At 38.2% G+C, this 14236-nt stretch carries 14 protein-coding genes, 1 other RNA gene and 1 other annotated feature; of the genes, 14 read left to right on the top strand and 1 reads right to left on the bottom strand.

Annotation, left to right across the window (positions count from 1 at the left end; translation table 11 throughout):
- Positions 1-21: 21 nt before the first annotated feature.
- From I5J82_RS07470 to I5J82_RS07445, 6 genes are all read left to right on the top strand, one after another.
- Positions 22-555, top strand: coding sequence for a dihydrofolate reductase family protein (locus tag I5J82_RS07470; RefSeq protein WP_198767315.1), 534 nt, complete (start codon positions 22-24; stop codon positions 553-555).
- Positions 556-846: 291 nt separating this feature from the next.
- Entirely contained in the window at positions 847-1272 is a 426-nt protein-coding gene (locus I5J82_RS07465; RefSeq protein ID WP_198767314.1) for a flavoprotein, read from the top strand.
- Positions 1273-1280: 8 nt separating this feature from the next.
- Positions 1281-1781 (top strand): dihydrofolate reductase, encoded by a 501-nt coding sequence (locus I5J82_RS07460; protein WP_198767313.1) that lies wholly within the window; start codon positions 1281-1283, stop codon positions 1779-1781.
- A gap of 114 nt (positions 1782-1895) precedes the next feature.
- Positions 1896-2300 carry a GrpB family protein gene (locus tag I5J82_RS07455; protein ID WP_408610389.1) on the top strand — a complete coding sequence of 135 codons (405 nt, stop codon included), beginning with the start codon at positions 1896-1898 and terminating at the stop codon, positions 2298-2300.
- A 31-nt stretch (positions 2301-2331) separates the two neighbouring features.
- Positions 2332-2550, top strand: a binding site (T-box leader).
- A gap of 41 nt (positions 2551-2591) precedes the next feature.
- Positions 2592-3050 carry an HIT family protein gene (locus I5J82_RS07450; RefSeq protein WP_198767312.1) on the top strand — a complete coding sequence of 153 codons (459 nt, stop codon included), beginning with the start codon at positions 2592-2594 and terminating at the stop codon, positions 3048-3050.
- Positions 3040-3840 carry a PP2C family serine/threonine-protein phosphatase gene (locus I5J82_RS07445; RefSeq protein ID WP_198767311.1) on the top strand — a complete coding sequence of 267 codons (801 nt, stop codon included), beginning with the start codon at positions 3040-3042 and terminating at the stop codon, positions 3838-3840. The genes I5J82_RS07450 and I5J82_RS07445 overlap by 11 nt, the downstream gene beginning before the upstream one ends.
- A 37-nt stretch (positions 3841-3877) precedes the next feature.
- Here I5J82_RS07445 and I5J82_RS07440 read toward each other — a convergent pair whose 3' ends face one another.
- Complete coding sequence (locus I5J82_RS07440; RefSeq protein ID WP_198767310.1) at positions 3878-4249, bottom strand: cyclic-phosphate processing receiver domain-containing protein; 372 nt, start codon at positions 4247-4249, stop codon at positions 3878-3880.
- Positions 4250-4623: 374 nt separating this feature from the next.
- On the opposite strand from I5J82_RS07440, the gene I5J82_RS07435 reads away from it, so the two are divergent.
- From I5J82_RS07435 to I5J82_RS07400, 8 genes are all read left to right on the top strand, one after another.
- Positions 4624-6900, top strand: coding sequence for a DEAD/DEAH box helicase (locus I5J82_RS07435; protein WP_198767309.1), 2277 nt, complete (start codon positions 4624-4626; stop codon positions 6898-6900).
- Positions 6890-8155, top strand: a complete 1266-nt coding sequence (locus tag I5J82_RS07430) for a ribonuclease H-like domain-containing protein (RefSeq protein WP_198767308.1) — start codon at positions 6890-6892, stop codon at positions 8153-8155. The genes I5J82_RS07435 and I5J82_RS07430 overlap by 11 nt, the downstream gene beginning before the upstream one ends.
- A gap of 411 nt (positions 8156-8566) precedes the next feature.
- On the top strand, positions 8567-9127 hold the full coding sequence (locus I5J82_RS07425; RefSeq protein ID WP_198767307.1) for an SLOG family protein: 561 nt from the start codon (positions 8567-8569) through the stop codon (positions 9125-9127).
- 82 nt (positions 9128-9209) lie between these two features.
- Positions 9210-9524 carry a cell division regulator GpsB gene (gene gpsB, locus I5J82_RS07420; RefSeq protein ID WP_198767306.1) on the top strand — a complete coding sequence of 105 codons (315 nt, stop codon included), beginning with the start codon at positions 9210-9212 and terminating at the stop codon, positions 9522-9524.
- A 75-nt stretch (positions 9525-9599) separates the two neighbouring features.
- Positions 9600-10010: RNase P RNA component class B (gene rnpB, locus I5J82_RS07415), an RNA gene on the top strand.
- A gap of 134 nt (positions 10011-10144) precedes the next feature.
- A complete protein-coding gene (locus I5J82_RS07410; protein WP_198767305.1) occupies positions 10145-11293 on the top strand; it encodes a THUMP domain-containing class I SAM-dependent RNA methyltransferase in 1149 nt (382 codons plus the stop codon).
- 769 nt (positions 11294-12062) lie between these two features.
- The gene (locus tag I5J82_RS07405) at positions 12063-13583 is read left to right on the top strand and encodes a carboxypeptidase M32 (RefSeq protein ID WP_198767304.1); all 1521 of its coding nucleotides are present in this window, start codon (positions 12063-12065) and stop codon (positions 13581-13583) included.
- A gap of 239 nt (positions 13584-13822) precedes the next feature.
- Complete coding sequence (locus I5J82_RS07400; protein WP_198767303.1) at positions 13823-14230, top strand: CoA-binding protein; 408 nt, start codon at positions 13823-13825, stop codon at positions 14228-14230.
- Positions 14231-14236 lie beyond the last annotated feature (6 nt).

Here is a 14236-nt window from a genome sequence, read left to right as displayed (position 1 = left end):
TAAAAAGGAGATGATCATTGCGTGGAATTGGAACGAAAAGTAATTTTGTATATTGCATCAAGTGTTGATGGATTTATTGCAAAAGAAAATGGTGCTATTGATTGGTTATCTGTTGTTGAACGTCCTGGTGAAGATTACGGATATGAATCGTTCATTGAGACCGTAGATACGGTGATCATGGGAAGAAAAACGTATGACAAGGTGTTATCATTTGGAATTGAATTTCCTCATAAGAATAAAGAATGCTATGTTATCTCAAGAACCAAAACGGGCAATGATGAAAATGTTACTTTTTATGGTGGGGATGTTAGTAATCTAATTCAGGAGTTAAAGAACAAAGAGGGAAAAAACATTTTTATTGATGGTGGATCAGAGGTTGTAAGAGAACTGAAATCACATAATCTTATTGATGAATACGTGATATCTTATATTCCTATCATGCTAGGTAATGGAATCTCATTGTTTCAGGAAACCGAAACAGAAATTAAACTTGAATTAATTGATAGTAAATCGTTTGAAACAGGATTGGTACAGGTAAGCTATAGAACGGTATAAAACGGAGCAGCAACTTTAGAGTTGCTGCTTTTCATTATTCATGGGGGAATTTGGAAGGATTCACATAAAGAATAAAGAAGTTAGTTTAAGTATAAATAGGAGGTAGATTTTTAATGCACTCGGGGAAATCAATATATGTTCAAAAAGCATCTCAAGAATATCAGCAAATAATTATAGATTGCGAGGCAAATTATATTAAATTTAATCAGTTTTATGTTGAAAATGGATTTGAATATATAGGTGAGAGCGATGGTCAATGTATACACAAAAATCCATTTATTGGGAGTGATGATGAAAGAATCTTTTGAGCAATTTTATAGAAATTATCTAGATAGCTGGAGAAACTTTTCTATCAAAGGTATAGAGAATGTTGTTTCGCCTAAATACGCAGCACGGGAAATTAGAGGCAAAGAGGTTTATGATTTTGGCTATGAAGAATCAATTGAAGGATGGAAATATGCATTTAAGGAGTTAGGAGAAAAGAGGGCGAAGTGGATTCTAAAAGAAGATGTAATCTTTTCTTTAAAAGACGATGAAGTGATGGCGATTATTTGGGCATCGCTGAATGTTAATGATCAACCTATTGAAACGGCTAGCTTGTTCTTTAAGACTTTTAGATGGGAAGATGGAAGTTGGAAAATGGTTAGAAGTTATATAGAGGCAGGAATACCAACAGAAAAGATGCTGAGTTTAGAGATTACGACAAAAGAAAGGTAAGATTCGTTATGAACTTTTCAATAATAGCTGCTATGGGGGAAAATAGAGTAATAGGCAAAGATAATGATTTACCTTGGAGGTTGCCGAGAGATTGGAAGTATGTTCAAAAGATTACAATGGGAAAAACCATTGTTTTAGGTAGAAAAAACTTCGAATCTATTGGGAAAGCACTGCCTGGTAGGAGGAACATCGTGCTTACGAGGAAAATGGATTTCATACCCCAAAACTGTATCGTTTTCCATTCTATAAAAGAGGTGCTAAATGCTTGTGAAGACGATGAAGAAGTTTTTATTTTTGGAGGAGAGGAAATCTATTCGCAGTTTATGCCTATGGTAACTAAAATGTATCTAACCAAAATACACCATGCCTTTGAAGGGGATACTTACTTTCCTATATTCAATGAAAGAGATTGGAAAGAGATTTCTAGAGTTAAAGGAATTCAGGACAAACAAAATCCTTATACCTATTATTTTCATGAATACATAAGGAAAGTTACAGTTAATGATTGAACTTCATGAATATAATTCTCGTTGGGAAGAAGCGTATATTAGATTAAAAACAGTTTTTGAAACTGAGCTAGGAAATTTAATAAAAGGAATTGAACATGTACTTCAATAAAAGGTATGATTGCAAAGCCAATTGTTGATTTAGATATTATCATTGAGAATTATGATCGACTTCCAGAAGTAGTTACTAAACTAAACGGTTTGGGATATATTCATCAATTACAATGGAGCTTTAAGGGAAGAGAAGCATTTGAAAATTTAAATGAAAAATCAACATGTCTTTCTAATCGTATTAAGCATCACTTATACGTTTGTGATGAAAATAGTATGGAATTGAAAAACCGTTTGGATTTTCGAGATTATTTAAGGACTCATCCAAAAGCTGTTGAAGAATATAATCATCTTAAAACTTGTTTAGTTACATCGAAAAGCACGCGAGCAGAATACACAGAAGGAAAAACGAAATTCATCTCTAACATCTTACATAAAATCAGAAAAAACAAACTTGACAGAAATTACTAATCATCTTATCATTAGTAAAAGTTTTCCATCGTTAAACGTGATGATTAGGAGTAGTAGGGGTCTTATTGTTGTTTAGAGAGCTGCAGAAGGGTGAGATGCAGTCAACAAGTATCCTGAACTTGCCTTGGAGTGGACAGACTAAAATGAGGTCTGTACGGTTAACCACCGTAATCAGGTTCTGAGGTTTGCATGGATTTTTTGCAAGCAAAGAAGAGTGGTACCACGTTAGGAATTGCCTATCGTCTCTTTAAGAGATGATGGGCTTTTTGTTTATTAAAGGGGAGATCAGAAGTGAGTGAGGATTGTTTTATTTGCGACAAACATAAAGGCACTATTGAAACAGCAGGTGTAAAAATATTTGAAGATGAATTTGTTTATGTGGGTCATATTGATAAAGGAGGCCAGCCATCATACCTAGGGCATATCATGATCGACCTGAAGCGACACGCAGCAAGTCTTGGTGACCTGACCATACAAGAAGCAAATGCATTCGGTCAGATCATGGCTCGAGTGAGCAGAGCCATAAAGGAAACAGAGAATGCAGAACACATTTATGCACTGGTATCTGGAAATTCTGTTGCCCACCTGCATATGCACATCGTTCCGCGTTATCCAAATACACCAGAGGAATATTGGGGACCGAATGAAGTCTATGGTTGGGCGGATGCTCCGTTTGGAAGGAATGAAGATATTGTCAAAGTTTGCGAACGTGTAAAAAATCATTTGGAGGAGAATAGATATGAATACTAATTTGACTTGGGTTGGAAGTCATAAGACATTTGTAGATCAATTAGATGTAACACAAGTACATAACGTTTCGGTAGGTAGATTTGGAGGTAATTCTGCAGCGGGTTCATATAAAAATGAAGATGGATGTTTAGTATGGATCAACGAAGCGGAAAACTGGGAATTTACAATGGTCCTTGATGGGCATAAGACAGCACAAAGTGTCGAACTCGTTTTGAATCATTTTCTAAAGAATGAGAACGTAATCAAGCGTGTGCTCGCAGAGTCCGCAAGTGTAGCCCTTAAAAAGTTAGATCATCTTATACTAGATATCTTTCAAGATCCTGATTTTATGGAATCTTGCCGGAAGACTACGGGTGAAACAGCTTGTTTAATCGTTGTGCGAAAAGAAAAGTATTTATGGTGGTTCTCCGTGGGAGATTGTATTCTTCATCTATTTCATCCTGAATTGATAGCACTAGGTGAAAGGCAGCTTGTTCAGCGAAGTTTTTACGAATGGGTTGGTGAAGTGAATACATTTGAACTTCCGGTACCTTGTTATAGTACGGGGAAGAAAGAAATGAGAAAGGGACTTAACCAAATTTTCATGACAACTGATGGGCTGACTGAATGTCCAGGTGTTCCATACGAAGATGCGGCAGAGGTTCAAAAAGTATTGAGCGATATGAGTTTAGATGAAGGCGTTCATTTTCTTATGGATGAAATAAAAAGAAATCATGTAAGGGATAGTACGACCATCATCGCCTGGTCTGTTTATATAGAGGAAACAGCTAGTTTGCCAAGTGATCTGTAAGCTGCTTCCTCCTATTCTATTTTTGGTTTGGGATCTATTATTTGATATCACTATAATGCTGAAGCACGCGCGGCGGAATATATTTTAGTGGAAGTGGGCGTAAGGAAACAATGATAGTGTGAGGCATGATTAAGTCTTTTTGAGCTTGTTTAAGGCAATTGTACATGTTCTTGCCACCAACAGAATTCGCAGAGTGAATGGTTATTCGATTTGCAAATAACTTTTCCTTAATCATCATTTTTACGAGCATGAGACCATTTCTTGTTCTGCTCAATAAATCGTGATCTAATGATAAATGCTCAATGTCATGGTTCCTTAGAAGTTTCATACATTCATCTATCGTTTCTACGAAGACATATCCTTCAGGCGGACTACGATAATCATCCATAAATACACTGATCTTTTTCATTTTCTTGCACTCCCTTCCTTTAACGGAGGGTGACTAAGAAAAGTCTAAGGCCCTAAGTTATTTTAATATATTAATTATAACACATCATTCCAAAACAAGTTTTTTTAAGAGGTTTACAAAGATCATGATATACTCCTTCAATTATCAGAATAAAAGCTGGATAAATATTTGTTCAAATTAAATATTAAATCATTAAATTCTTCATCATTTTCTTTTTTCCTTCAAGAACAGTATGTTTTTTATCAAAAATTAACAAATGAAATTTAATCTTGTATAAATTTGTTGAAAAATCTCAATCAGGGCTTGAACATTCCGAATAAGTCCTTGTTTATTTACGAACAAATATTCGTTAAAATAGAAGGGAGGTGGTAATCATGTTTCGAAAAAAATCTATCCAGCAAGTTATGGACGTTTTACGAGAGCCAGAACTAGCTAAACAAATTGTTCATTGGAAAACAATTGAGCCACGAGAGGCGGTTTCAGTGCCACTTCCTGACTCTTTGCATCCAACTATTCAATCCGCTCTTTCAAAAAGAGGGATTTCTTCCTTATATATTCACCAGTTATCAGCCTATGAAGCAGCTTTACGCGGTGAAAGCTTTGTAGCTGTAACACCTACAGCGTCTGGAAAAACGCTTTGTTACAACCTGCCTGTACTACAAGAAGTCGCTAATAATCCCGAGGCAAGAGCTCTCTATCTTTTTCCTACAAAAGCACTGGCGCAAGATCAGAAGTCAGAGATGAACGAATTGATCGATGAGATGGGATTGGATATTAAAAGCTATACGTACGATGGGGATACACCCGCAAATATTCGACAAGTGGTCAGAAAAGCGGGAAACATTGTCATGACAAATCCTGATATGCTTCATGCTGCTGTTCTTCCACACCATACCAAATGGGTATCGCTATTTGAAAATCTGAAATATGTAGTGGTAGATGAGCTTCATACATATCGAGGCGTCTTTGGGAGTCATGTGGCTAATGTAGTTCGCCGTTTGAAGAGGATCTGTAACTTTTATGGCAGTGATCCCATTTTTATCTGTACATCTGCAACCATTGCGAATCCAAAAGAGTTGGCTGAACAGCTTACTGGAAATCTCATGACGCTTATCAATAACAACGGAGCACCAGCGGGTCGTAAGCATTTTCTCTTTTACAATCCGCCAGTTGTCAATAAGCCACTAAACGTAAGGCGAAGCGCTACCCTTGAAGCTAGAAACCTGGCGAAGCTATTTTTAGAAAACCATATCCAAACGATCGTTTTCGCACGTAGTCGTGTACGCGTGGAAATATTGCTTACCTATTTGCAAGAACTTGTTAAAAAAGAGTTTGGTACAAAGTCCATTCAAGGGTATAGAGGCGGATATCTTCCTAAACAGCGACGTGCGATCGAAAAAGGACTTCGTAATGGAGAAGTCATGGGAGTTGTTTCAACAAATGCTTTAGAATTAGGGGTAGATATTGGTCAGCTTCACGCTTGTATTTTGACAGGTTATCCAGGATCGATTGCCAGTGCGTGGCAACAAGCTGGACGTGCGGGGCGTCGTCAAGATGAAAGTGTCGTGATTATGGTAGCTTCTTCATCACCACTCGATCAATATGTGATTCAGAATCCAGATTACTTTTTTGAAAGATCACCAGAGTCTGCTCGTATGAATCCTGACAATCTGATTATTTTAGTGGATCATCTAAAATGCGCATCGTATGAACTGCCATTTCAAGAAAATGAAAAATTTGGTGATCAAGAGATACAGGATGTTTTAGAATTTTTAGTGGACGAACAAGTGCTTCACAAAAGAGGAAAGCATTTCTATTGGATGAACGATTCTTTTCCTGCGCATAACATTTCCCTTCGATCTGCTTCACAGGAGAACGTTGTTATCATCGATCAAAGTAATGTGGCAGACGTAAAAGTGATCGGTGAGATGGATCGTTTTAGCTCAATGACGCTTCTTCATGAAGAAGCGATCTATCTTCATCAAGGTACGCAATATCAAGTAGAAAAGTTAGATTATGAAGAGAAGAAAGCGTTCGTTCGTGAAGTGGATGTTGATTATTTTACAGACGCAAACCTCGCTGTCTCGTTAAATGTGCTTGAGATAGACAAAGAAACGAATGAAGAACAGAATGCAAAAGCCTACGGGGATGTTATGGTAGTCGCAAAGGCAACCATCTTTAAAAAAATTAAGTTTGAAACTCACGACAATATTGGCTCAGGCCCAATTCATCTTCCGGAGGAGGAGTTACACACTTCTGCAACATGGCTTACTTTTGAAAATAACGACTTAAGCGAAGAGAAGCTTGAAGCAGGACTCCTTGGAATCGCACATGTTTTGCGCCATGTTGCCCCTTTATTCGTTATGTGTGATGCAAACGATCTTCACGTTGTACCACAGGTCAAAGCGGTTCATAATCAACAGCCTACCATTTTTATTTACGACAGATATCCAGGTGGTATTGGTCTTAGTGAAAAAGTGTATGGCTCGTGGGATACGGTTCTTGATCAGGCACTCTCTATGATACAAAGATGTCCTTGTGAAAGTGGCTGTCCGTCTTGCACAGGAACATTAGAAGAAGGGAATAACAGCAAGAATCTAGCTGTAAAATTGATTTCTCAAATCAAAGGAGCGACAAAACATGTCGATTAAAAACAAGCTGAATCGACTAAAAAAGCATATGGTCAATACGGTTTCCGAGCCTCCTGTTGAAAGTAAGTCACATTTGGAGAATTCCACTAGTGAAAGAATTCAACATGCGGACTATTGGGAAAAGTTTGGTGCTTCAGCTTATTTTTTCGAAGATGATTATTGTATCGTTCGAAAAGTAAAATACCCTCTTGATACACAATGGGGGCGTTATCAGTTTTCAGATGTTTTGAACGCAGTATCGAATTGGCAAGATATTGATGCCGCTCATCCTTTACACGCTAGGGATTTAGACGCTTCTGATCTTTTGTTCTTTGATACCGAAACTACAGGTCTGAGCGGTGGAGCAGGTAATACCATCTTTATGCTTGGGATGAGTCAGATCAAGGGAGATCACGTTTTAGTGCACCAATTCTTTTTACCGGGACCAGGGTCTGAAGTGGCTCTTTATCATTATTTTTTAAATCATGTGAAAGAACTTCGAAACCTGGTTACGTATAACGGAAAATCCTTTGATTGGCCGCAAGTAAGAACGCGTCATACTTTAATACGTGATTATGTGCCTTCATTGCCTGAGTTTGGCCACTTTGATCTGCTACACGGAGCAAGGAGACTGTGGAAAGATAAGTTACCTGCTGTAAAGCTTTCCGTTGTTGAAAAAGAGATACTAGGTGTGAACCGAATTCATGATACGCCTGGTTTTCTAGCGCCTATGCTCTATTTTCAATATTGCAATGAAGGAGACCCATCGCTACTGGAAGGTGTTTTTCAGCATAACGAGTGGGATGTACTTTCTCTCATAACTCTTTATACACACATGTCTCGGATTGTAACAGGTAATGGATTTCGAACAGAAAAAGAGACATATGAATCAGCGAGATGGTTTGAGGCGATGAACGAAAAGGAACAAGCTATGTCTCTTCACCATGAAGTTATTCAAACCGGAACTTCACTTGCATCTCAATCCAAAAAATCTTTAGCTGCTTTATACAAAAAATGTAACGAAATAGAGATCTCCGTACAATATTGGCTGGAGTTACTAGACGAGAATGAATTAGATGAAGAACCGGCCGTTGAACTTTCTAAGTATTATGAGCACATTCAAAAAGATTATGATAAATCTCTTCATTTTGCTGTATTGGCTTATTCGAGATGGAAGGGTAAAAAAAGGCTAACGAAAAGAAAAGAAGAACAGGAAAAACAGGCTTTTACAAAAAGAATCGAACGATTAGAACAACGCGTTATCCAATATTCGTAAAAATTCGTCAAATTTATGAATTCTTGCAAAATATCTCTTCTCAATCGGCTTTGTTTTTTGTAGAATATAAGAGGACATGGAAATGTTCCTAATAAAATAAATTCCCCCCTTTTTTATTGCCCGGGTAAGCGCATAAAACGCCATAAAACTTCATTTTTCTCCTAAGTTTTCGTCAAATTTCTTAGGTGTTCGATTGTTTTCGCGCAATAACCGAAATTAAGAATAGGGAAATATATATTTTAAGCTATGGAGAGATGGTAAGTGAAGCAGTGGATTGTTGTTCTATTTTTTGTAATCGTCGGGTTAACAGTAATGATTGGCAATCAAATCAGTCACACAACACAAAACTTTTAATGAAGCCCCGGCTATTGACAGAGCCGGGTGTTTTTCATTAATAGGAGGTTTTTTCCCATGCTTCAAACACTACTTGTTAGTGGCTACAAAGCTCATGAACTGGGTATTTTTAGTGATAAACATGAAGGGGTATACTACATTAAGAAAGCAATCCAGCAAAAGTTGATTTCTCTTCTTGATGAAGGTCTAGAATGGGTGATCATCAGTGGGCAGCCTGGTGTCGAAATGTGGGCTGCAGAAGTGGTATTTGAACTTCAACCAGAATTCCCCGATTTAAAACTAGCTGTTCTAACACCGTTCTTAGAGCAAGAAGCTCGCTGGAAAGAAAATGTGCAGGAAAAATATCACGAAATTTTAGCGGGGGCCGACTTTGTTGATTCGGTAAGCCGTAAGCCATACGAGTCGCCAGGACAGCTTCGAGCCAAGAATCAGTTTCTTGTACAAAAAAGCGATGGTGTCTTGCTCCTTTACGACGAAGAAAAAGATGGTTCGCCGAAGTATTATTTAGATACAGCCAAACAAAAGCAGGAAATGGACAATTCGTACGAAATATTCTATATTACTCCTTATGACTTGGATGTTCTTGTACAAGAGGAACAATACAATCGTAATGAATAAATGAATCTAAAGTCGAAAAAAATTGACATTTAGGTCAGGTAGTGAAAAAATAATTTTAGAATCTTTGTGTGAGGTGATTCACATGAGTGAACAGCGTTTTCATTTAACGGCGAAAGAAATTTTGGAAAAAGACTTTAAACAAGGCTTTCGTGGCTATGATCAAGACGAGGTAGACAAATTCTTAGATCTTATTATTAAGGATTATGAAAATTTCCAAAAAGAGTATGATGCAGTTGTACAAGAAAACAATCGACTGCGTAAAGAAGCTCAAAATTCTTCTGATCATCAGCAAACACGCAGAATGTCTGCAGTAACATCAAGCACGACGAACTCCGATATTCTTCAGCGTTTGTCTAACTTGGAAAAACATGTTTTTGGCAGTAAATTGTACGATTGATTCCAGTTATTATCCATTTGTTTTTATCCATTCAGCATGCTATAATGAATCTTGCTTTTAAAAACTAAATCAATAGCGTTCGGGTAATCGCTGGATCTGATTTTTCAGGTTTAGAGGAAAGTCCATGCTCGCACGGATCTGAGATGACCGTAATGATCGTGCCTGGCCAAAAAATAAGCCAGGGTAGCTTGGTTTGCTTGAATAAAGCTTACTGGACTAACGGCAGGGAACGCACCTAAGTCCTTTGGATATGGTGTTAATACCTTGAAAGTGCCACAGTGACGTAGTCCCGATGGAAACAGAGGGAGTGGAACGCGGTAAACCCCACGAGCGAGAAACCCAAATTATGGTAGGGGAGTTTCCCATTTCGGAATTGAACGATTGGGAGAACAAGAAGCCAAGGCTTTTTGTAGATAGATGATTACCACCGGTGTACGAGGCTACCAGCCGTTTGTAGTACTAAGGAACAGAACATGGCTTACAGAACGTTATTGGTACCTAAATTAAAGCTGAATGAGGGCCCCGTTTACCGGGGCTTTTTCTATTTACATAAAAATGTCCCCTGAAATAAGGGTATACTTATTACTATACGAAACGATGAAGATTAAGGAGTTCATACTATGACACAATTACGACTGCTGGCAACAGCGGCTATGGGACTAGAGGCTCTAGTGGCCAATGAAGTTCGCGCACTAGGTTTTGAAAATGTGAAAGTTGAAAACGGGAAAGTTTATTTTGATGGTGATGAGAAAACTTTAGTAAAAGCTAACCTGTGGTTGAGGACGGCAGATCGCGTAAAATTAGTGGTTGGCGAGTTCAAAGCGGAGACGTTTGATGAACTTTTTGAGCAGACGAAGGCACTTCCGTGGGCTGATTTTATTCCTGAAGACGGAGAGTTCCCTGTAATCGGCCGATCTGTAAAATCAAAACTATTTTCTGTATCTGACTGCCAAGCAATCGTGAAAAAAGCAGTAGTAGATAACTTGAAAACAGCGTATAACCGTAAAACGTGGTTCCCCGAGGACGGTGCACTGTATCGAATCGAGGTTGCGATTCATAAGGATATCGCGACATTAACTCTTGATACGAGTGGCACAGGTCTGCACAAGCGTGGATACCGTGAGTTGCATTCAGGGGCGCCAATTAAAGAAACGATGGCTGCGGCTCTGATCATGCTAACAAATTGGACGCCAGACAAGCCTTTCGCAGATCCTTTCTGTGGATCCGGAACATTACCGATAGAAGCTGCGATGATTGGACAAAACATTGCTCCTGGACTAAATCGTGAGTTTGCTTCAGAGAAATGGAACTGGATTGATAAAAAAGTATGGTATGAGGCAGTAGGAGAAGCTCAAGATGTTGCAAAATACGATCTACCTCTTGAGATTCAAGGATCCGATATTGATCATAAGATGATCGAACTGTCCAAGAATAATGCAAACGAAGCAGGATTCGAGGATTTTATCACGTTTAAACAGATGCAAGTCCGCGATTTTACGACTAGAAAAGATTACGGATGTCTTGTAACGAACCCGCCTTACGGAGAGCGACTAGGTGAGAGAGAAGAAGTAGCTCAAATGTATCGTGACCTAGGCATGGCAATGAAACCGTATGATACTTGGAGTGTATACGTGATTACTTCGAATGAAAACTTTGAAGAATATTATGGCCGTTCAGCAACGAAGAAGCGTAAGTTGTACAATGGTGATCTGAAGACCGATTATTATCAATACTTCGGCAAACGTCCGCCTAGACAGCATCAAGGCTGATGAGTGCGTTATGTAAATATGGTGTGGGTGTTGGTGCACGTTGAGTGTCGAAGATTGTAGACTCGCGGATAAAAGCCAAAAATTTGTGGATTGAGAAGCAAAACTCGTGGATTGAGCTACAAAATTTATGGATTCAAGGCAAAAAGTTTTGGATTCATCTCACCAAAAAAGATAAGGAAGGCTGACTCAATAAAAAAGTCAGCCTTTTTTGATATGAATCGCACAAATATAAGCATTAAAACAATAATAATTTCACGTACCGTACATATTTCATATATTTTCAAAGAAAAAATACAAGTTATTAAACAATTTGAACCTAATTTAGTCAAATCTACACCGCTTTGAAACTACATTGATCTAACTCACCTAAAAAACAGCAATCACATACCATACAATCTGCTCAAATCACTTCATTTAACTACTTGTACAAAGTTTAAAGACCCAATAAACACGTACATACTATGCCTAACTATAAAATAAAGGCAGGTTATTATTATGTACGCTCAATTCAGCCATCTAGATAGCATTAGGAAGGCATATCAGAATATACATCCGCACCTGGAAGATCAACACAAAATTGAAATTCAAAGTGTTCTTCATCAGTCAATCGGTCATGTAAACAATATTGATCCGTCTTTTGCTGCGTATGCAGAACTATTCAAAGAAGATTTTTAGAAAAAAATAAAACCGACCAGCAGGACTTTTTTATTGCGTCACGAATTCATATAGCGGTATGTTTTTAATGAAACCGTGAAGGGATGGAACAAAAATGACACAAACAAAAGTAACTGTTGAAAAAGAATTCTTAGATTATGTAAAAAAAATGGTGCACATCAATGAAGCGATCGGCCTCATGTATTGGGATCTTCGCACGGGCGCACCTAAAAAGGGTGTTGAACAACGTTCTGAAGTAATTGGAACATTATCTTCGGATGTATTTGCGATGTCTACTTCTGAGGAAATGAAGAGTTACATCGAAGAACTTTCTAAGTCAGATATACAGGACTCTCTATCTGATGTTACGAAAAAAACGCTTGAGGAAGTAAATAAAGATTACGAGCGTAATGCTAAGATTCCTCCAGCAGAATTTAAAGAATATGTCATTTTACAATCAAAAGCAGAAACTGTGTGGGAAGAAGCGAAGAATGCTTCAGACTTCTCCTTATTCCAGCCATACTTAGAAAAGCTTGTTGAATTCAATAAGAGATTCATCGGCTATTGGGGCTATGAAGGGAATAAATATAATACACTCTTAGATATGTATGAGCCTGGTGTTACCGTTGAAATCTTAGATGAGACGTTCTCTAAACTTCGTGATCGAATCGTGCCTCTTCTTCAAAAAGTTACAGAAGCAGGACAGCCAGATACGAAGTTCTTATTCGAACATTTTCCGAAAGAAAAGCAAAAAGAATTTAGTCTTCATGTTCTAAAAGATATGGGTTATGACTTTGATTCTGGTCGATTGGATGAAACGGTTCACCCGTTCGCGATCGGATTAAACCCTGGAGACGTTCGTGTAACAACGAAGTATATGGAAAATGACTTCCGTACGGCAGTATTCGGAACGATTCATGAAGGTGGACATGCACTTTATGAGCAAAACATTTCAGATGAACTCGTTGGAACACCACTTGCTACGGGTACATCAATGGGCATTCACGAGTCTCAGTCACTGTTCTGGGAAAACTTTGTTGGTCGTCATTTTGGATTCTGGAAAAATCAATACAACATGTTAAAGACGGTTTCTGGTGCACAGTTTAACGGAGTAGAACTTGAAGATTTCTACCGTTCAATCAACGTGGTCGAGCCTTCGCTCATTCGTATTGAAGCTGATGAGATGACATATCCACTGCATGTTATCGTTCGTTATGAAATCGAAAAAGGTTTATTTAACGACGAAATCGAAGTAAAAGACCTTCCACGCATCTGGAATGAGAAGATGCAAGAATATATCGGTGTAACGCCGAAGAACGACGCGGAAGGTGTGCTTCAGGACGTTCACTGGTCAGGCGGTAGCTTTGGTTACTTCCCGTCTTACGCATTAGGTTACATTTACGCGGCACAGCTTAAACATGCGATGCTGAATGATATTCCTGACTTCGACGCACTTGTAGAGGCTGGTAACCTTCTTCCGATCAAAGAATGGTTAACAAAAAATGTTCATCAATATGGAAAGATGAAGAAACCGATTGAAATCTTAAAAGACGTAACGGGTGAGGGACTCAATCCTGATCATCTGATCGCTTATTTCGAAAAGAAATACAGTGATATTTACCGCTTAGAGAACTAACTACATCCTACCGGCGGACTCGAATTTATATATCGAGAATGCCGGTTTTTTACATAATCTAAAAGTATAACTTGTTGTCAGAATGATTTTATACGTAACAACAAGTTTAATACGATCGTATAGGTTCACCGAATATTATCTTGAAAAGCTTGGTGTCAGCCAAGTTTTCTTAATGAAAATGTTTCATTTGTACATATTTTGTCTAAAACTATATAAAACGACACTAGGAGGAAATAAAGATGGGAGCTGCAACGACACAAGATATCCAGAACCTGTTAAAATTAAGAAAGCGCATTGCTGTAGTCGGTCTATCTGATCAACCTTTTCGTACGTCCTATATGGTTTCAGAATATATGCAGAATGCCGGTTACGAGATAATCCCCGTAAATCCTAATGTCAAAGAGGTTTTAGGGCAAAAAGCGTATGCATCGCTTGAAGAAATTGATGGCCACGTTGATATTGTTAATGTATTTAGACGCAGTGAATATTTGCCTGAAGTTGCACGTTCTGCTGCTAAAATTAAAGCTGGTTTCTTTTGGGCTCAGTTAGGTCTTTACAGTGCAGAAGCAGAAGAGATTTTGCAAAGTGCGACGATTCCTTATATTATGGATAAGTGCATTAAAGTGGAACATGCTATGATACGGTAGTAATGA

This window comes from Fictibacillus halophilus, assembly GCF_016401385.1.
GTDB classification, from domain to species: Bacteria; Bacillota; Bacilli; order Bacillales; family Fictibacillaceae; genus Fictibacillus; species Fictibacillus halophilus.
This window is presented reverse-complemented; position numbering and strand designations above follow the sequence as displayed.

Excerpts from the sequence above, each read along its gene's own strand:
- I5J82_RS07465 (WP_198767314.1), top strand. The coding sequence starts at position 847 with ATGAAAGAATCTTTTGAGCAATTTTATAGAAATTATCTAGATAGCTGG.
- I5J82_RS07460 (WP_198767313.1), top strand. The coding sequence starts at position 1,281 with ATGAACTTTTCAATAATAGCTGCTATGGGGGAAAATAGAGTAATAGGC.
- I5J82_RS07455 (WP_408610389.1), top strand. The coding sequence starts at position 1,896 with ATGATTGCAAAGCCAATTGTTGATTTAGATATTATCATTGAGAATTAT.
- I5J82_RS07445 (WP_198767311.1), top strand. The coding sequence starts at position 3,040 with ATGAATACTAATTTGACTTGGGTTGGAAGTCATAAGACATTTGTAGAT.
- I5J82_RS07440 (WP_198767310.1), bottom strand. The coding sequence starts at position 4,249 with ATGAAAAAGATCAGTGTATTTATGGATGATTATCGTAGTCCGCCTGAA.
- I5J82_RS07435 (WP_198767309.1), top strand. The coding sequence starts at position 4,624 with ATGTTTCGAAAAAAATCTATCCAGCAAGTTATGGACGTTTTACGAGAG.
- I5J82_RS07430 (WP_198767308.1), top strand. The coding sequence starts at position 6,890 with ATGTCGATTAAAAACAAGCTGAATCGACTAAAAAAGCATATGGTCAAT.
- I5J82_RS07425 (WP_198767307.1), top strand. The coding sequence starts at position 8,567 with ATGCTTCAAACACTACTTGTTAGTGGCTACAAAGCTCATGAACTGGGT.
- gpsB (WP_198767306.1), top strand. The coding sequence starts at position 9,210 with ATGAGTGAACAGCGTTTTCATTTAACGGCGAAAGAAATTTTGGAAAAA.
- I5J82_RS07410 (WP_198767305.1), top strand. The coding sequence starts at position 10,145 with ATGACACAATTACGACTGCTGGCAACAGCGGCTATGGGACTAGAGGCT.
- I5J82_RS07405 (WP_198767304.1), top strand. The coding sequence starts at position 12,063 with ATGACACAAACAAAAGTAACTGTTGAAAAAGAATTCTTAGATTATGTA.
- I5J82_RS07400 (WP_198767303.1), top strand. The coding sequence starts at position 13,823 with ATGGGAGCTGCAACGACACAAGATATCCAGAACCTGTTAAAATTAAGA.